Source organism: Polynucleobacter sp. MG-Unter2-18, from assembly GCF_018687675.1.
Classification (GTDB): Bacteria; Pseudomonadota; Gammaproteobacteria; order Burkholderiales; family Burkholderiaceae; genus Polynucleobacter.
The window spans coordinates 812,622-829,876 of the sequence record NZ_CP061302.1 but is presented as its reverse complement, the minus strand read 5'-3'; the positions used below and the strand labels follow the sequence as shown (position 1 = coordinate 829,876).

At 43.2% G+C, this 17,255-nt stretch carries 18 protein-coding genes and 2 tRNA genes; 6 read left to right on the top strand and 14 right to left on the bottom strand.

The features are described 5' to 3' along the window. Positions 1 to 337: 337 nt before the first annotated feature. The 7 genes from C2759_RS04365 to C2759_RS04335 form a co-directional block, all read right to left on the bottom strand. Entirely contained in the window at positions 338 to 1,939 is a 1,602-nt protein-coding gene (locus C2759_RS04365) for a glycoside hydrolase family 2 TIM barrel-domain containing protein (RefSeq protein ID WP_215356438.1), read from the bottom strand. After that, positions 1,939 to 3,135, bottom strand: coding sequence for a glycosyltransferase family 2 protein (locus C2759_RS04360; RefSeq protein WP_215356437.1), 1,197 nt, complete (start codon positions 3,133 to 3,135; stop codon positions 1,939 to 1,941). The genes C2759_RS04365 and C2759_RS04360 overlap by 1 nt, the downstream gene beginning before the upstream one ends. 150 nt (positions 3,136 to 3,285) lie before the next feature. Then, entirely contained in the window at positions 3,286 to 3,627 is a 342-nt protein-coding gene (locus C2759_RS04355; RefSeq protein ID WP_215356436.1) for a hypothetical protein, read from the bottom strand. Positions 3,628 to 4,032: 405 nt separating this feature from the next. Next, a complete protein-coding gene (locus C2759_RS04350; protein WP_215356435.1) occupies positions 4,033 to 4,392 on the bottom strand; it encodes a hypothetical protein in 360 nt (119 codons plus the stop codon). Continuing rightward, entirely contained in the window at positions 4,385 to 4,891 is a 507-nt protein-coding gene (locus tag C2759_RS04345) for a hypothetical protein (RefSeq protein ID WP_215356434.1), read from the bottom strand. Before C2759_RS04345 ends, C2759_RS04350 begins: the two co-directional genes overlap by 8 nt. Positions 4,892 to 5,502: 611 nt before the next feature. After that, a tRNA-Arg gene (locus C2759_RS04340) sits at positions 5,503 to 5,579 on the bottom strand. A gap of 36 nt (positions 5,580 to 5,615) precedes the next feature. Then, positions 5,616 to 5,692 (bottom strand) — tRNA-Pro (locus tag C2759_RS04335). 60 nt (positions 5,693 to 5,752) lie between these two features. On the opposite strand from C2759_RS04335, the gene C2759_RS04330 reads away from it, so the two are divergent. After that, complete coding sequence (locus tag C2759_RS04330; RefSeq protein ID WP_215356433.1) at positions 5,753 to 6,118, top strand: hypothetical protein; 366 nt, start codon at positions 5,753 to 5,755, stop codon at positions 6,116 to 6,118. Between the two features lie 90 nt (positions 6,119 to 6,208). Beyond that, positions 6,209 to 8,290, top strand: coding sequence for a TonB-dependent receptor (locus tag C2759_RS04325; protein ID WP_215356432.1), 2,082 nt, complete (start codon positions 6,209 to 6,211; stop codon positions 8,288 to 8,290). 10 nt (positions 8,291 to 8,300) lie between these two features. Here C2759_RS04325 and C2759_RS04320 read toward each other — a convergent pair whose 3' ends face one another. The 5 genes from C2759_RS04320 to C2759_RS04300 all read right to left on the bottom strand — a co-directional run bounded on the left by C2759_RS04320 (position 8,301) and on the right by C2759_RS04300 (position 12,033). Next, a complete protein-coding gene (locus C2759_RS04320; protein ID WP_215356431.1) occupies positions 8,301 to 8,825 on the bottom strand; it encodes a chromate transporter in 525 nt (174 codons plus the stop codon). Beyond that, on the bottom strand, positions 8,822 to 9,394 hold the full coding sequence (locus tag C2759_RS04315; RefSeq protein WP_215356430.1) for a chromate transporter: 573 nt from the start codon (positions 9,392 to 9,394) through the stop codon (positions 8,822 to 8,824). The genes C2759_RS04320 and C2759_RS04315 overlap by 4 nt, the downstream gene beginning before the upstream one ends. Then, positions 9,391 to 10,218 carry a hypothetical protein gene (locus C2759_RS04310; RefSeq protein ID WP_215356429.1) on the bottom strand — a complete coding sequence of 276 codons (828 nt, stop codon included), beginning with the start codon at positions 10,216 to 10,218 and terminating at the stop codon, positions 9,391 to 9,393. Before C2759_RS04310 ends, C2759_RS04315 begins: the two co-directional genes overlap by 4 nt. Before the next feature lie 58 nt (positions 10,219 to 10,276). Continuing rightward, complete coding sequence (gene ppk2 / locus C2759_RS04305) at positions 10,277 to 11,182, bottom strand: polyphosphate kinase 2 (protein WP_215356428.1); 906 nt, start codon at positions 11,180 to 11,182, stop codon at positions 10,277 to 10,279. 65 nt (positions 11,183 to 11,247) lie between these two features. After that, the gene (locus C2759_RS04300) at positions 11,248 to 12,033 is read right to left on the bottom strand and encodes a 1-acyl-sn-glycerol-3-phosphate acyltransferase (protein ID WP_215356427.1); all 786 of its coding nucleotides are present in this window, start codon (positions 12,031 to 12,033) and stop codon (positions 11,248 to 11,250) included. An 84-nt stretch (positions 12,034 to 12,117) separates the two neighbouring features. On the opposite strand from C2759_RS04300, the gene C2759_RS04295 reads away from it, so the two are divergent. The 4 genes from C2759_RS04295 to C2759_RS04280 are packed head-to-tail and all read left to right on the top strand — an operon-like array spanning position 12,118 to position 15,344. Further along, positions 12,118 to 12,927, top strand: coding sequence for a UDP-2,3-diacylglucosamine diphosphatase (locus tag C2759_RS04295; protein WP_215356426.1), 810 nt, complete (start codon positions 12,118 to 12,120; stop codon positions 12,925 to 12,927). Beyond that, complete coding sequence (locus C2759_RS04290; RefSeq protein WP_215356425.1) at positions 12,924 to 13,952, top strand: glycosyltransferase family 1 protein; 1,029 nt, start codon at positions 12,924 to 12,926, stop codon at positions 13,950 to 13,952. The genes C2759_RS04295 and C2759_RS04290 overlap by 4 nt, the downstream gene beginning before the upstream one ends. 9 nt (positions 13,953 to 13,961) lie before the next feature. Then, complete coding sequence (locus C2759_RS04285) at positions 13,962 to 14,363, top strand: diacylglycerol kinase (protein WP_215356424.1); 402 nt, start codon at positions 13,962 to 13,964, stop codon at positions 14,361 to 14,363. Positions 14,364 to 14,408: 45 nt separating this feature from the next. Beyond that, positions 14,409 to 15,344, top strand: a complete 936-nt coding sequence (locus C2759_RS04280) for a GNAT family N-acetyltransferase (protein WP_371816914.1) — start codon at positions 14,409 to 14,411, stop codon at positions 15,342 to 15,344. A gap of 3 nt (positions 15,345 to 15,347) precedes the next feature. Here the strand turns inward: C2759_RS04280 and ppx are convergent, their stop codons facing one another. Together ppx and C2759_RS10630 are read right to left on the bottom strand one after the other, a co-directional pair. Then, positions 15,348 to 16,859, bottom strand: a complete 1,512-nt coding sequence (gene ppx, locus C2759_RS04275) for an exopolyphosphatase (RefSeq protein WP_215356638.1) — start codon at positions 16,857 to 16,859, stop codon at positions 15,348 to 15,350. Between the two features lie 125 nt (positions 16,860 to 16,984). Further along, positions 16,985 to 17,197, bottom strand: a complete 213-nt coding sequence (locus C2759_RS10630) for a GDCCVxC domain-containing (seleno)protein (protein ID WP_305849436.1) — start codon at positions 17,195 to 17,197, stop codon at positions 16,985 to 16,987. Positions 17,198 to 17,255 lie beyond the last annotated feature (58 nt).

Genomic DNA, 17,255 nt, shown 5'->3' with positions numbered 1-17,255 from the left:
GCAGATAAGTCAAGCCCGCCGCAAGCCACCATTAACTAGCGGACTTCAAGCCCAAATAAACACAAGGGGGAAGCCCGCCAGCCACTTGGTACGTCTAAAGACGTTATGCCCGCTAAGGCGGGCTATACGTCAGCCGTGTATTTTTAAAAATTGAAGATCGGACAAGGGGGTTATTAATAAAATTTATTGCTCTAAATGGGAAAAATCGTAGAACATTAGAACATTAGAACATTAGAACATTACAGCAATTATGAATCATGGGAAGCTGTGGAACTAGTCCTAAATGTCTTACTGTATACAGGTACGTATTGAAGGTGTAGTTCAACTACCAAACTATTCATTGCATATTGATAAGCTGTACGTTATTAATTAAAAGTCGGACTGGAACACCAACTTCTTCAAAGTTTGCTACATCGTTCAGTTTAAAACTAATCTCCGAAAAATTTATCGCAGGGGCATTCACGGGTCTATTTCCCATAAGCTCCTTTAAATCTAACTGATACATATTGGACTTATTGCTGCGTAACAAGAGTGGCGGTGTACGAATAATATGACCATCAGTTAGTCGAAACATAATTGTTAAGTTTACGCTACCCCCCTTATGCTCCCCAATATCAATAATGAGACTATCGTAGTTCACTAAGGGAACGGGCTTTACTAATATACGCCCAAAGGCAAGCCAAGCGCCAAAGTCCTCTGGGACATATCGAACGAGAATTCCTCCTGATAATTGACCCTGACTATTCGGCGCTGTAATGTAAGAACGAGATTTGCCTTTAGATTGAATTCGATATGCTAATCGAAGCGATTCGACATCAGAAAAAAGAAAGTCCTCAAATATATTTGACCTCGATATTCTAAGTAAATTCGGATTAAAGACTTTCCAGCCTCCAATAGCAGTGTTTATGGATTCGTGACTTTTACCATTCCCCCTAAGTAATGCAGAAACATGCGCAAGTGCATTCTTTGGCTTCCCCTCTGAGGTTAAAAGCCCCCAGTTAGCCTCAATATCTCGACTTATTTCTGCGCCTTGAATCGCTTTAGCTGGGTCATCTCTCCACTGAAAAAGTGAAAAGCCAAGAAACTTTTTACCTTCAATCATCTGTAATTGATCAGGTATTACTAACCAAGCCGGATCTGCACCAAGAACTGAAGAAATCCCAGTTTCAGATATCCAGATAGGTTTTCGATATTTTTCTGAGATTCGCAAAATACGAGTTAAAGTCTCCGCAGCTAAAGTATATGAATACTTTTGTGAAGGCCAGTCAAAAATACCAAGATATGAATTAACGCCAATAACATCAAGCAAGCTCATTCCGATTTCGGCATGTTTTGCATTTAAGACATTTGCAGCAGTCAATGGACGTGACTTATCTGCATTCTTTACAGAGTCTCTAAGGCGCCTAAGGAACTGATGCACAACGGGCGCTCCAAAGCGCTCGACAACATTACCGCCAGAGGATCCCCAATTAAAGGGGGCATCGTTCCAAATACTCCAAAGTATCACTCCAGATCGACAGCGATCTCGAGCTACTACTCGCTGCGCCCGCTTTATCAATTCCTGCAGCTCGTCATCCGAATCAAAGTTTGTTTCATCACTAAGATGTACTAAGGCTTGAATGACAAAAATCCCTTGATCTTCTGCTTCGTCAAGAACCTCTGGAGAAAGTGGCTCATAACCTCTAATAGTATTAAAACCAGCATTCTTAATGGCTAAAAAATCAGCTTTTACGAGTGCTATATCATCATTTTCAGTATTCGATAATTTTGGTACTGTATAGGATACAGACTTAACATATATTAATGTGCCATCAACCACTATCCCTCTGTCATGGGCTTGCACTGAGATCTTTTTGACGCATTGAATAGATGCTTGAGCATTACTAAATGCTACTGGTAACGCAATTAAGCTAACCACAATAACTAAAATTGTCTTCATTATTCGGTTAACGCAATTTTTCTCGCTGCAACAACATGTGTATCTTGAGTGGGCACCCATGAATACTTGACTGTAATTTGGCTATGGCTTTTAAATCTAGAAGCTCCGGTAATTATTTGATAAATAGCCTCGAAAAATCCAGTAAGTCTAGCCGGGGATGTTACAAAAAACCATAACAAGCTATTTAGGGCAGCGCATAGTACAAAGCGCTTCATCTGCAAATCAGGCCTTGTAATTTTTATGATTGCACCCTTAATAATACTTACCGCAAACCATGCTAATGCAGAAAAAATCCAAATAGTAAAAAAATCGATCCAAGTAATATTATCTAAAATAATTAACACCGTCGAAGTAATTAACCCGAGATAGAGGGAAAGGTGGATTATGGTTGATAGGGCCATTAAACGCAGGCCGGGGAAAAGTTTAAAGTAAAAAAACCTCTCATTCCAGAGAACCTTAGTAGTTCCGCGCTCCCATCGACGCCGTTGATTAAAGTAGCTACGGAGATCCCGTGGTACAAATGTTTCTACGGAAAATCCAGAAGAAAAGGCAACTATCTGTTTGTCAATCATCAGTTTGACAGTAATTATTAAATCGCCCGTCTCAAAGTCTGGTTCTATCTCATCTAAAATTTTCATCAGATGATTTGTATCAAATATGCCGCCAACTCCGTTGATAACCCAAAGTTGGTGTTGAAGTGCGAGTAGCCACTGATCAAACTGCATGGCTGTATAGTCTGCAAAAGCACATTTATCAAAAAATGTTGTACTGCAAAGCGGCGATACTTCAATACGAAACGCCATGCCTTTGCACAAAGATACCAGCATTTGCTGAATGCACTTTTCGATCTGTTGAGGTACGTCCTTATTAGAGAGATCCCCGATAAGCATAGAATCAGCATCTAGCAATAAGGTAAATGGTTTTAATTCGCCAGCTTTCTGTAACGCCTTCATTGCAACCTTTACCGCTCCCTCCTTCTTACAATTTTCCTGAAGTCGAATTACACGGAGTCCGAAATTATTGCTCCACTTTTTAAGAATTTCGGGCGTTGAATCCGTAGAAGCATCATCTACGATGAGTAGATTATTGAAATAACCATAATCATAGGCATGCTGTATTACAGCATCGAGCGACTCCTCTTCATTAAAAGCCGGAACAATTATTTGAAACCGCTGTAAATTTTTTGGTAACTTCATGTTAGCTGATCAATATTAGTATTTTAAAGAACATAAGCACCAGTGGAATAACATATTTTTATTTTGAATATTGTTCGTAAATTCTTTATTAAAAGATAATTTCTAAAATATTTTTCAAAGAAATAGCTTAGGTTTTTGTTCGAATACAATTTAGTAACTTTGTGGAGTAGTCGTTTTGAAACAGGTAATAGTCATCTGACGTTCACGTATCGTAGCGTAATCTTGTGCGCTTTTACTACCCGCAAATTGCCACACAGTGGGGTCGGCTAAGGCTTTATTAAGGTTTTCACGATAAGAATCATTTCCCATCTGTGCGCAATAGTTCCGCTGCTTTTGTAGTTGTTCTTCAGTAATACAGCCTGCATTGAACATCTTGCACCAAATAGTATCTGCAAATACCGCATTAGAGTTGTAAATTAAAAAGGTTAAAACTATTAACTTAATTTGCACAGTGCCTCCTCGAGCATGACTCATACATAATAATTTATTCATATATTTTTAATAACTAAAAAGATTTAATCAAAACGTATTTCTGAGCCACCAAAGATAAGAGTCATTTTTTTACACTTTGGGCAAAGGTTGCCCTCTCGATATGCCTGAAAATCCCATGCTTGAAGTGTTGGCCAAGGGGATTCACCCGTAGGTGGGAGAGATATCGGCGGGATACCGTACTGCTTAATGTCGGTGGACTTACAACAATCGCAAGTAAAAGGCTCTTCTCTAAAATTTACAGATATAAGACCATCCTCTTCACAGTAAAAGGGGAAAGTAGAATCTGTCATATAAGTTTCTCTGCTCCCGCCGACAACAACGCTTGTTTCAAATCCACAAGGACAGCTTGCTTTATGAAATGACCCCATTGATCCCCCTTGGTTGCAGTACGTAAATTAAAGAAAGTTAAAGACTGACCAAGCAAACCTCTTTTTTATTGTTTGCTAGACTTGATGAAGATTTATTGGCAATAGTAACGACTCCGCTCTTTGCTTGAGTAGTCATGAAGACCGAGTCGCAGCTCCAGTTTTTCCCATCGATCACCTTGCATTTGTCATTAACCTCATTAATGTCTTTTCCTTCAATGCTCTTACCTGAGATGGTTACTTGTTTTTTAACTACATCAACTGAATAAGACACCTTTACAACTTCATAACACTTTTTACAGTTTGTTCCTACATCGCAAGGGGTCAGAATTAAATCATAAGTCTTAGCGTATGCCGTGACTGAACATAAGATAGATAAAAAAAATAGGCTTTTAAGCATTTTTTATCCTTTTAGCCTGCATGAAACTACCAAAACGGTAAACATGCGGTTTATTTTTAAGCAGGTAAATCACTTCGTTTTCTAACACTTCAACCTTGCCTATACGCTTAAAGTCAAAATATTCAAAATTCCATTTGTATTCAAACTCACTTCCTAAATCCTCAATCATTGTGTCTGAAATCATTATTTTTTCATGCGTTTCTTTATCTTTAGCATATTCCCCATGAATTGTCATTTTTGGTAATACAAAACCATTGTGCCTGTAAGCACCCATAGATATGCGTGGAAGCGTAACTAGGACATCAAAAAGCCTATATATGACTAATTCAAAGTAGTTATCCCCCTCCTTCGTCTTTACCAACATTGGTTTAATTATTGAGTAAAAGTCTTGTATCACCGCAGATTCAATGCATATATCACCAGCATGTGCCTCTGCCTCAACCATTTCCCACTCTTTATCGGTCGTGGGGTTTCCAAAGTAGAGTTCAATTTTTGCCATTAGTCTTAACGTCGGTAATAAGTCTCGCCGTATTCATCACCAGACCCACTTATACCCAAAAAACTAAGAATTACTAAGACGATACAAAACATAAATGTGTAGCCAGCCGCTCTAAATGCTCTATTAAACCAAGGCTCCTTATAACTTTTATCAAACATACCCGTAATAAAAGTAAATAAAAACGTCACGCCCCACATAATAAAAAATCCCTTCATTAACTGCCCCTTATTTAGATTTCAATCTTGAATTGGAGACCTTAGTTTTGCAAGAGATTTATTTTTCTAAAATAGCGTCCAAGATCCACATATTTTTATCAGTTTGTGCATACGAAGACCTTTGTCCAAAATACTATGTAAGTCTGATCTAGGGACTCCTAACTGTGTATCGGGGGTATAGGGGTCTTTGTTAGGACTTAGGAAAAATACTTAGGTGGGGGTGGTACCCCATATCTAGTATTTGCAACCAAAAGCCGTTGAACGTGGTCAAATTTTGGTCAAACGATAGTCAAATCTGGTCAAAAAGGGTGTATAAATTGAATCTAGTCGGCGTTATCTGTTCTTGAGATTTCTACCCGCAAGCCTTTGTTTTACTTGCTTTCGGCTTTTAGTTTTTGGCCTGCCCAGCACGATTCGAACGTGCGACCTACGCCTTAGAAGGGCGTTGCTCTATCCAGCTGAGCTATGGGCAGTTATATGCTGGGTCTATCTAGAACAATAAGGGAAAGTGGTCGGAGTACAAGGATTCGAACCTTGGACCCCCTGCTCCCAAAGCAGGTGCGCTACCAGGCTGCGCTACACTCCGACGGAATTGATATTCTACACCGAGATGCCCTACAGGGGCAAATACTGTAAGATTCGGGACATGGAAGCCTCATTTTTAAGCAAATTCAGAAAGCATCTCAGGGGATTTCTTGCCCTCAGTTTTCTACTTGCTAGCTTATTGGGTACCCACTGGATTGGCTTTGCTCACAGCATTTCTCACTCCGGCATACATCATCAAACTGTTGAACTGAGTTGCACAGATCAAGCGCCTGTAACTGGTCATAGCTTTGAAAGCTGTCATTTACTCGATGCCCTGACGCTTGCTGGCTTTGTTGCCTCAACATCAAAACTTTTCCTTCCTAGCGATCTCTCTCAGGAAGCACATTTAGCATCAAACAATCCTTCACCAGCCCGAATTCAAATTGGGCTATACCAATCTAGAGCCCCACCTAGCTTCATCCTGTAAATCACCCGACACGCCAAACTAAACATGTTTGGCCTCTAGATTTATTGCGCTATCTAATTGCTAGCGCGCATAAGGATTGAAGGAAATTACATGTATCAAACCAACAAGCCACTAGCTCAGCACAAGCTGATCTATGTTTTGATATCAGGATTCATTGGCACTGCCGCCCTCGCACAATCTGAGCCCTCTCTTGAAATCACGGCTACTGGATCTCAAGAGGCAACACAAAGTATTTTGACGCCAACCAAGATCTTGCAAGGCGATGAGCTACTTAATAAATTAGGCAGTACTTTAGGTGCCACGCTTGCCAATGAATTAGGTATATCCGCAACAGGCTATGGCGCAGGATCATCGCGTCCAGTCATTCGCGGCCTTGAAGGTGCTCGAGTACAAATTTTGCAAAATGGTCTATCAGTGGGCGATGTCTCAAACATCTCGCAAGATCATGCGGTTGGTAATAATATGCAAAATGCACATCAAGTTGAAATCTTGCGTGGTGCTGCTGCCCTCCTCTATGGCTCGGGATCTAGTGGCGGCCTGGTTAACGTAGTGAATGATCGTATTTTGACTAACCTACCTGATCGACCAACGGGCGCTATCAATACCAGCTATGAAACAGTGAACAATGGCAGAGCTGGAGCGGTAGAGGTAGATAGCGCTTTTGGCTCAGTAGCGGTTCACGTAGATACCGCCATCAATAATGCCAATGACTATCGCATACCTGGATACGCCAATCAGGGTGGTCCAAATCAAGCGTGGTCTATTAATCCTGGCCAAGCGCAGAGCGTTCCATACTCAGGTAAGTTGCCAAACTCATTTAGTAATCAGAATAATTTGGGCGTTGGTGTTTCTCATATTGGCCAAAATGGATATACCGGCGTTTCAGTCGAGCGCTTAAATAATAAGTACGGCATACCAACACCTGAAGGTGGATCAATCAATCAGTCGCAAAATCGATATGATCTGCAACATCAAACGCGCGATCCATTTGCAGGCTTTTCTTCATTCAAATTTAGTGCAGCCAATTCAAATTACAACCACACTGAATTTAATAACACGGGTGTAGCAGCATCACTCTGGAAAAATATTGCTAACGAAGCGCGTTTTGAATTAGCCCATAATCCAATAGCCGGCTGGAAAGGCACTTTTGGGGCGCAGATATCTACAGCCTCACTCAATGCTACGGAACTTGGCACCGGAAGCTATGCAATAGTGCCGCCAACTAAAACCAATTCCAATGCTTTATTTTGGATTGAGGAAGGCAGGTGGAATTCTCTACAAGGTAATCTTGGCCTGCGCTATAACAATATGGCACAAAAGCCAAATCTTGGAACTGCGCTAGAGCAACAAACAGTCAATACCGGTGGAAATACACCAGCGATAACATTGCAAAATCGTAGCTTTAATTTACTCTCTTACTCAGCTGGTGGTTTATGGAACTTTATGCAAGGTCATGGTGCAGGTGCAGCGTATACAGTTTCACAACGTGCTCCGAGCGCCCAAGAACTTTACTCGTATGGTGCACATGAATCTACTGCTACTTTTGATATTGGCAATCCCAATCTTAATAAAGAAACTTCACATAATCTAGAATTCAATCTTCAAAAAACTAGTGGATTGATGCGCGCTAAAGCTAGTGTGTATGCCAATCGTTTTAATAACTATATTTATGGTTACTACACTGGCCAATATATCCCTACCCAAGAAAACTTCTCTGTAGTTACAGCACAGCAAGCTGCAGCAACCATTAAGGGTGTTGAGGGCGAGCTTACTTATAACTGGCGTGAGCATGGTGTTGGTGGTCGTGTTTTTGGAGATGCTTCCCAAGGAACCTTTGATGCAGGTGGCAATCTGCCACTCCAGCCTGCTCCGCGTTTAGGCGCTGAGATCGCACATCAGCGTAATGGCTGGCTTACTAATGCTACCTACATCTATAGCTATCAACAGAACAAACTGGCTAACTGGGAAATTGGACCAGCACCGAGTTACAACTTATTAAATGCTGGCATCTCTTATACAGAGAAAATTCAAGATGTGAATTGGACTGTGTATCTGAATCTGAAAAACTTACTTAATGAGCAAATTCGGTATGCCACTACACCAATGGCTGTCAGACTCTTTGCGCCGCAACCCGGTAGAAGCCTCATGCTTGGATTACGTGGAACCTTCTAATTTTTTCTTATTACAAATAGGCCATTAGTAAAGCACCAAACCCTCCTGAGCCAAGAATAACTAACACCGGATTAATCTTGGTTCTGAGGATAAGGTACAGAGTGACGAGAGCAAGCGCCAAGGTAATGCTGCTCACTATAGATGCCTTAGCAACAGCATAAACACCGGATGACATGAGGCCAATAGAAATGGGTTCAAGTGCATTTTGAATAGATCGTCGCCAAGGACTCTCTCCAAAACGATTCCAAAGTCTTCCCATATAAAAGCACATCAGACTTGAAGGTAAAAAGAAAGATAGCAAGACTACGCCTGCACCGAGGAGCCCAGCAATTTGATAGCCAATCACTAAGACCATCAACATATTGGGGCCGGGCGCCAACTGTCCAATACTATAAATATGAACAAATTGAGTATGGTCTATGCCGAACTGATGTGCGAGTATGGTTTGCATCTCTGGCAGCACGGCAGTGCCACCACCAACCGCCAAAATGGAAAGCAAAGCAAAAGTCCAGGCCAAGTGAATCAATAGACTCATTGGGATTGACCCGGACTATAGAGATAGATCGATATTGGCGCCATAATCAAGATCACATATGGCAGTGAAAGCTTGAAGATGCTCATCAATACAAATGTGCAAATAATGATCGCTAGAGACTTCACGTGACGCCAGTGGGTATCGCCGATCTTATAAGTAATGGCTGCCAGCAAACCGGTAGCTGCCGCTGCAATACCTCCAAGAATCCAATTAATCGAGGGGTGGTCTCCAGCGTTGGCGTAAATGAGGCCAATGCCCAATACAAAGATTGAGCCCGGCAGGATCAAGCCAAGGGTCGCAATGATAGCGCCAAGGACACCACGAAGATGATCTCCAGCTAGCACAGCCATATTGACAGAATTTAAGCCCGGCATTGTCTGACTAATAGCTAAGTACGCCATAAACTCATCAGCACTGAGCCACTTGCGCTTTTCTACCAAGAGGATTCGTTCGTAGGCAATGATGCCCCCACCAAAACTGATGGCGCCAATAGTTAAAAACTGAATAAACAGATCAACCAAGTCGGGAGACTTAGCTAACTGTGTATTCACTGGAAGCGGTGAGCTCACTCAGGTTTTCCGTATACCAAGGCAGTTTTGGTGCTGCCAATTTCTAGCCAACTTTCTAATTCCACTTGGAGTTTCTTGAAGAACTTATCAGCGCGCTTATGCGCTTTAGCTTGACCACGGTTGGCATCATTGACTCGATAAGAAAAAGCCAGCTCTCCAACAATAGGATCACCCACACTCTTCATCCAGATGGCGATCTCACAATGCGCTTGAACGCCATCCCCAAAGACTAGATTACCGATCGGCAGACATGCCTCAAGAATCTTATTCGTACGGCCACCAACAATCCGAATCGGTGATTTTTTATCTATCGGCAAAGTCATCAAGCCAGGGAAATACTTGGCAACACTAGCTAAGGATTTTTCAAAAAGGCTGTCAATAGGCACCGCATCTAAAATGGCGTTATTGGAGTAAATCGCCCTGCTTGTTCCAACCGTATCGCCTCGTAGAATTTCTTCTTTCAGGCGTAAACGTGATTTGATTGTTTTTTTAGGTGATGGATCAAATTCATGAGACTTCTGTAAATCGCCTGTACGGCACTTCAGGGTAATCTCGCACCAGTCATCAACCCAGATGTTTTGACGAGACTCACGTACACGCAAAATAATATTATTGCGCCTGAAATCTTCACCAGGCGTATCGTAAAAATAAATATTCCGTAAGCCTGTTGTAGCGTTATCTAAGTGAAAAAATTCCACCTTGCTTTTTTTGCAAAACTGAAGAATTTGATCGCTCAATATAGTGATGCGGCTGCGTCTATCTAAGCCCTGAGGCTTAATCAGAAGCTTAAATTCTCTATTAGTAATGCCTTGCTTTGGTTTCAAGTGCTACTCCCCTTGGTAAATACTGAGAGATTAACACTTCGAGGACTATATTAGAAAGTCAATAGATCTCGGGAACGTACATATTTTTCGGCACCGGTCCACGAAGATAATCCGGATTATGCACTCGTTCAGGCAAGGTGATTTCAGGATGATCAATTTCCTTATAGGGAATTTGAGACAGCAGGTGCGAAATACAATTAAGACGGGCTTTTTTCTTATCGTTTGCAGCCACAACCCACCAAGGCGCCTCAGGAATATTTGTACGCTCAAGCATGATCTCTTTTGCCTTGGTATAGTCCTCCCAGCGACGGCGAGCATCTAAATCCATTGGACTCAGTTTCCATTGCTTTAGTGGATCATGAATGCGCACCATGAAGCGACTATATTGCTCATCGTCTGAGATAGAAAACCAGTATTTAATCAGAATGATTCCGGAGCGAATAATCATGCGTTCAAACTCAGGAACTGTACGCAAGAACTCCTCATACTCGGCATCATTACAAAATCCCATGACCTTTTCAACGCCAGCACGGTTGTACCAGCTACGATCAAACAATACGATCTCACCACCAGCAGGCAAATTAGATACGTAGCGCTGAAAGTACCACTGGGTTTTTTCACGCTCGCTAGGCGCAGTCAATGCAACGACTTTACAAACGCGAGGATTAAGACGTTGTGTGATCCGTTTGATCGCCCCACCCTTACCAGCAGAATCGCGACCTTCAAATAAAACAGCCACCTTGAGTTTGTTTTCCACTACCCAATCTTGGAGTTTGACCAATTCACCTTGCAGGCGAAACAATTCCTTAAAGTAAACATTTCGAGGTATGACAGAGGCACTTCCGCCATCCGGTGACAGGCGATCATCGTCGAGCTCCATTTCGAGCTCTTCATCCATGCTGTCTAGAATGTCTTCACGAGCGCTCTTGTACCACTCATCTATTTCTTTATGCTTTGATGTCATGTCACTTTCCGATACAGGTATTTCTTTGTACCTCTAGCATATGACATTTTTATTACATATGCTGTTTATAAGGTTTTAGAAATAGCCTCTTGGCAGTAGAGAGCAAGTTCCTTGCGATCCGGATTATTTGGACCGCCTATTAAGTAGGGATCCATTAGGCTTAAATGGGCATCCACATCCCCGCTGGAAATGACATTGGACATCGATTCTAGTAGCCCCATATCTCCAATAAAGGCAGGGGCATCGCTCCTCAGACCCGTAGACCTTGATCGGTAAGCAATTGCCATCGGAAAGACTGGCGCAGGCGCCAGGATGGCAGCCTCAAATAAATTGGGCTTAAACGGTAATACTGCCTCCCCGACGGTAGAAGTCCCCTCGGGGAAAATACAGACCGACTCTACTCTCAGAACCTCGGCCATCTGGTCTACAACCTGCCTTGCATGGCGCGCACTATCCCTACGGATAAAGACGGTACCCAACTGCTCTGCCATCCATCCAAATACAGGCCATCCCCGGACTTCCGATTTGGCAACAAAACGGACGGGTTTAAATGCATTAATCACATGAATGTCTAACCAGGAGATGTGATTTGACGCCAGCAAATAGGGGCTAGTTAGCAATCTCTCGGCGCCAATCACCCGCAACCGAATACCAAAGATTTTTAATAGTTTCTGAGACCATTGCTGTATGCGGCGGTCCTTTTGCCCTCGATTTAGCCAAGGAAACAGAAAAGATAGTATGCAGACCCCACCAATGACATGGGCCAAGATTTGCATCCATTTACAATAGCGAAGCCAACCACTTAGGGCTGAGGTGGGAATTGAGGTGGGGCTTGATTGTGAGCGCTTCATATCTAGCCGTAATATAAATCAAGTCATCAAACTGTCGTAAAAGTGTCATGAGGCCTTCATAATGAATCGGCTTAATAGTTACTCATGACGCATTACAGAGCGATTTGGATTTCAGATATACACCTAGGAACATCAGGGTGTCAGGCAAACTACCTTCTCGATTTCTTAAAACATAATGAAGCTGACCAGTTTTACTTGGTAGGTGACATTATCGATGGTTGGCGCTTAAAGCAGTCCTTTTACTGGCCACAGACCCACAATGATGTGGTGCAAAAGTTATTACGTAAAGCCCGTAAGGGTGCCGAAGTGATTTACATCCCCGGCAACCATGACGAAGCAGCTCGGCAGTATTTTGGTATGTCCTTTGGAGATATCAAGGTGCAAGAAGAGGTCATACATACGACCTTAGATGGACGTAAGCTTTGGGTAACTCATGGTGATTTATTTGATGGCGTAATGCAATACGCTAAATGGCTTGCCTATGTTGGCGACTCACTGTATTCCTTTATTTTATACATCAATCGCTACTTCAATATGATGCGGGTCAAGATGGGGTTGCAATACTGGTCCCTCTCTCAATACCTCAAGCATCAAGTAAAAAATGCAGTCAGCTATATCGCCGACTTTGAGCACATCATGGCTAGAGAAGCCCGCTTAAGAAATTGTGATGGCGTCGTATGCGGTCATATTCATAAAGCAGAAATTCGTGAAATCGATGGACTTCTCTATTGCAACGATGGCGATTGGGTCGAAAGCCTATCTGCACTAGTTGAGACCACGACTGGTGAACTCAAAATTATTTACTGGACTCAGATTCACGGTGATCCAGTGGAAGTACCTGAAATTACTCTCCAACCCGAGATTGCAGCGCTAATTAAAGAGGTTTCCGTATGAAAATTATGATCATTACTGATGCATGGGATCCACAAGTCAATGGTGTTGTGAGAACGCTCAAACAAACTATAGCTGAACTTATCGGCATGGGTCATGAAATTGAAATGATTACCCCAACAGGTTTTAAGTCGATCCCCTGCCCTACCTATCCAGATATTGCCCTTTCCTTATTCCCCGGAAAAGAAGTAGCTCGCCGCATTAAAGCATTTGCGCCAGATGCAATGCATATTGCTACAGAGGGTCCATTAGGCTTATCAGCTCGCTCTTATGCCGTAAAGAATAACTTGCCATTCTCTACCGCTTATCACACCCGTTTTCCTGAGTACGTCAAAGCCCGCACCGGAATTCCTTTGGCCATTACCTATGCTTTTATTCGCTGGTTTCATGGCCCATCGATGGCTGTGATGGCGCCAACTATTGTTGTTAAAGACGATCTCGAGAAGTACGGTGTTAAAAATGTCGTACTGTGGTCTCGCGGTGTAGATTTAGATATCTTCAAAATGCAAGACTCCAAAGTCCTCAATAGCGCTCACCCCATCTTTTTATATGTTGGTCGAGTAGCAGTAGAGAAAAATATCAATGCCTTTTTGGAGATAGATCTACCAGGCTCCAAGTGGGTTGTTGGTGATGGACCTGCAATGGCCAGCATTAAAGAAAAATATCCTAACATCAATTATCTTGGCGTTTTACAGCAACAGGAGTTAGCCAAGGTATATGCTGCTGCCGATGTTTTTGTCTTCCCAAGTAAAACCGATACTTTTGGGCTAGTGATATTAGAGGCTATGGCTTGTGGCACGCCAGTAGCAGCCTATCCAGTGACCGGTCCAATTGATGTTTTAGGCAATTCTACTGCCGGCGCAATGCATGAAGATCTACGAGTGGCTTGTATGCAAGCTCTGAAGATTCCTCGTGAACTAGCCAGAGCACATGCTGAGAAGTTTTCTTGGAGAGCAGCTTCAGAGCAGTTTGCCAAACATCTAAAGCCCGTGCCCTCGACTGCAGTTCATTCCACCGCCCTTGCTTAAGAATTTATTTTGTCAGCACCTTACGACATTAAGCAAAACCCCCATAAAGGGAATCGGGGACTCACCAGAGCATGGCATGCCGCCAAAAACTCATGGTGCGGCATAGTCTATGCATTTCAAGAGGAAAGTGCTTTTAGACAAGAGCTTTTCTTATTCATTGTGCTGAGCCCCATTGCCCTTTTCTTGCCAATTAGCCCTCTCGAGAAATGCGCTCTGATTGCATCGCTCATCATGGTTTTAGTGGTGGAGCTACTCAACTCCAGTGTTGAGGCGGCTATCGACAGAATTTCATTTGATCATCATGACTTATCAAAAAGAGCGAAAGATTTTGGCTCAGCTGCAGTCATGCTCGCCCTACTCATTGCCGCTTTATTGTGGGCAACGATTTGTATACCCCTTGTCATCAATTAGTAATACCCATTTTTTACTATTGATCATTAATAATTAAGGAACGCCATGTCTGATATTCCAAATCCTCTTGCTGCATTTGATCTCTTTAATTCGCGCTTTGAAGCAAAGCCAAAGAAGTTTAAAAAGAGTAAAACTGAGGCGATTAAAAAGCTTTTTTCTAAAAAAATTGCAAAGAAGCTATTTGGTAAAAAATTTGCCACTAAAGCCAGAGCTGAGCTCAGAACCATAGAGCCAGTTGTTGAGAAGGCAATCGCTAAGCCAAAGCGCCCTGCATTTCAAATTACTTGGGCTTGTAGCGCTAGTGAGATTAAAGAAGCACAGCGCCTGCGCTACAAGGTATTTGCAGAGGAAATGGGGGCTAAGCTTCCAAGTAATCCTGAAAACCTGGATATTGACGAATTCGATGCCTATTGCGATCATTTGCTGATACGTGATCAGGAGTCATTAAGAGTAGTCGGTACCTATCGCGTACTCCCTCCACACAAAGCGCTAGAGATTGGACGCCTCTACTCAGACTCCGAGTTTGATTTAAGCCGCTTGGATCACTTACGCCCTAAATTAGTTGAGCTTGGTAGATCTTGCGTGCACGAAGACTTTCGTTCTGGTGCGGTCATCATGGCTTTATGGAGCGGCTTAGCGCAATACATGCAAAAACACGATTATGAAATCATGCTCGGTTGCGCCAGTATCCCTATGGGTGATGGTGGTCACTTTGCAGCCAGTCTATACAACTCACTGAGCAATGATCAGATGGCGCCAGTTGAAAACCATGCCTTCCCTCGCCTACCTTTACCTCTCGAGCGACTCAATGGCGGCCTAGCAGTAGAACCTCCACCGTTGATTAAAGGTTACTTAAAGTTAGGCGCTAAGATTTGTAGCGCACCTGCCTGGGATCCAGATTTCAATACAGCAGATGTCTTGACTATGTTACGTCTATCAGATATCAATCCTAGATACGCTAAACACTTCTTCGGGCTGTAAAAATTACTTCAAGCTAATGTTGTAAGGTCGGCCGATGCGTTCCCATTCGGCCGCTTCCTTTTGCAGACTAAATTCAGTCAATGGATGTTCTCTAGCCCAGTCCTTGGAAAGACTGACTAAGTAGTCTCCATTGTGCTCAGAGACTTTCACTTTGGGTAAATTGATGTCGCTTCGCCCACGGCAAAGTACTTGCGCAAGCCGCATGCAAAATAACATACGCCAATCAGAGAACGAGGCGTTATTCGCCAACTTCCCTAACTTACCTGTATGACCAATCAGTAAGGCGGCCAATCTAGCTTGATCATTTTTTGAGAAACCGGGCATATCAGCATTACCAGCAATGTATGCAGAATGCTTGTGATATCCGTTATGCGATATCGATAAACCGATTTCATGAAGATTGGCAGCCCACTGCAGTAGTGCGATATTATCGGCCCGACTCTCTTCATCTGGCTTCGGTAATTGCGCTAAGAACTCAGCAGCGAGATTACCAACACGCTTAGCCTGCTCCCGATCTACAGCATAGCGCTGCATAAATTGCTCAACCGTCACAAAGCGCATGTCCTCATGCTGCGAGCGGCCTAGTAAGTCATAAAGCACACCGATTCGCAAAGCAGCATCAGTGACCTCCATAGACTCAATACCAAGCTCATCAAATACAGCAATCATGATGGCAAGACCGCCAGGCCATACTGAGCGTCGATCATCTTTAAGGCCTTGAAGCTCTACCTGATTGATGTGGTCATATTTCAGCAGATGCTTTTTCATGGCTCTTAAGCCATCGCGGGTAATCAAACCATCGGAGCCATCTACCGGACCATTGAAGTTGTTTTCGGCAATCAGTTCGGCTAAAGCACGTGCAGTTCCGGAAGAACCAATCACTTGCTTCCAGCCAGCCTTCAGATAAGCCTCGGAAATGACTTGAATTTCTCTTCTTGCGGCTAGTTCTGCTTCCTTAAAAGCATGAGAATCGATATTGCCCTTAGGAAAGAATCTTAGGCTATGAGAAACGCAGCCGATATATAGGCTTTCCATTAACCTGGGCTCATAACCTTTGCCAATAATCAGTTCGGTGGAGCCTCCACCAATATCCACTACCAAGCGATTACCCTGCACTGCCGGCACTTCATGAGCAGCGCCAATATAGATCAAACGCGCCTCTTCAACTCCTGCAATCACCTCAATGGGGAAACCTAAAGCTTCCTCAGCTTCCCGGATAAAGTGAGGTGCATTTTTAGCTACACGCAGGGTATTGGTGGCAACAGCGCGCACATTAGCTGGATCAAAACCCCGAATACGCTCACCAAAACGCCGAATTGCTGTAATACCACGCTGATAGGCATCATTGCCCAATAACTTGTTATCCGTTAATCCAGCAGCAAGGCGGACAGACTCGCGCAGAGTATCAATTGGGCGAAGCTGAGTGCCCGAGGGCGTCTTGACGACTTGGGCCACTAACATACGGAAACTATTGGAGCCAAGGTCGACAGCAGCGACAAGCTCAGTAGCATTCATTAGGGATTTATTTGGTTGTAAGGCCACAGCATTTCCAATAGAAACAGGTTTACTTGAATATGTCTATTTTATGAAACTCTGATGACACATTCATGAAACGAGACCTTAGTCTACTGGGAAGTAGCTCAAGCAGCTAAATTTTGCTCCGCACTAGAGCAATCTTGGCTTCCGAAGCTGCAGAAAATACAGCAATCTCCTGATCTAGACCTCAGAATGGTACTGCAACTTGGGCAGCGATATAAATGCTGGGAGTAGCCTACAGAGATCTCAAGGGTTTCTTGTCCGCGGCAGTGGGGGCAGGTGATAGTTGTATGCAGTGAATTCACAGGGCTGATCATGAACTGGAACTATTACAGAATGAAGACATGGATCCAGACCGACCGATCTTCACCGAAT

Bases quoted from the DNA above. Each gene is read 5' to 3' on its own strand.
- C2759_RS04365 (WP_215356438.1), bottom strand. From the start codon at position 1,939: ATGAAGACAATTTTAGTTATTGTGGTTAGCTTAATTGCGTTACCAGTA.
- C2759_RS04360 (WP_215356437.1), bottom strand. From the start codon at position 3,135: ATGAAGTTACCAAAAAATTTACAGCGGTTTCAAATAATTGTTCCGGCT.
- C2759_RS04355 (WP_215356436.1), bottom strand. From the start codon at position 3,627: ATGAATAAATTATTATGTATGAGTCATGCTCGAGGAGGCACTGTGCAA.
- C2759_RS04350 (WP_215356435.1), bottom strand. From the start codon at position 4,392: ATGCTTAAAAGCCTATTTTTTTTATCTATCTTATGTTCAGTCACGGCA.
- C2759_RS04345 (WP_215356434.1), bottom strand. From the start codon at position 4,891: ATGGCAAAAATTGAACTCTACTTTGGAAACCCCACGACCGATAAAGAG.
- C2759_RS04330 (WP_215356433.1), top strand. From the start codon at position 5,753: ATGGAAGCCTCATTTTTAAGCAAATTCAGAAAGCATCTCAGGGGATTT.
- C2759_RS04325 (WP_215356432.1), top strand. From the start codon at position 6,209: ATGTATCAAACCAACAAGCCACTAGCTCAGCACAAGCTGATCTATGTT.
- C2759_RS04320 (WP_215356431.1), bottom strand. From the start codon at position 8,825: ATGAGTCTATTGATTCACTTGGCCTGGACTTTTGCTTTGCTTTCCATT.
- ppk2 (WP_215356428.1), bottom strand. From the start codon at position 11,182: ATGACATCAAAGCATAAAGAAATAGATGAGTGGTACAAGAGCGCTCGT.
- C2759_RS04300 (WP_215356427.1), bottom strand. From the start codon at position 12,033: ATGAAGCGCTCACAATCAAGCCCCACCTCAATTCCCACCTCAGCCCTA.
- C2759_RS04295 (WP_215356426.1), top strand. From the start codon at position 12,118: ATGACGCATTACAGAGCGATTTGGATTTCAGATATACACCTAGGAACA.
- C2759_RS04290 (WP_215356425.1), top strand. From the start codon at position 12,924: ATGAAAATTATGATCATTACTGATGCATGGGATCCACAAGTCAATGGT.
- C2759_RS04280 (WP_371816914.1), top strand. From the start codon at position 14,409: ATGTCTGATATTCCAAATCCTCTTGCTGCATTTGATCTCTTTAATTCG.
- ppx (WP_215356638.1), bottom strand. From the start codon at position 16,859: ATGAATGCTACTGAGCTTGTCGCTGCTGTCGACCTTGGCTCCAATAGT.
- C2759_RS10630 (WP_305849436.1), bottom strand. From the start codon at position 17,197: ATGATCAGCCCTGTGAATTCACTGCATACAACTATCACCTGCCCCCAC.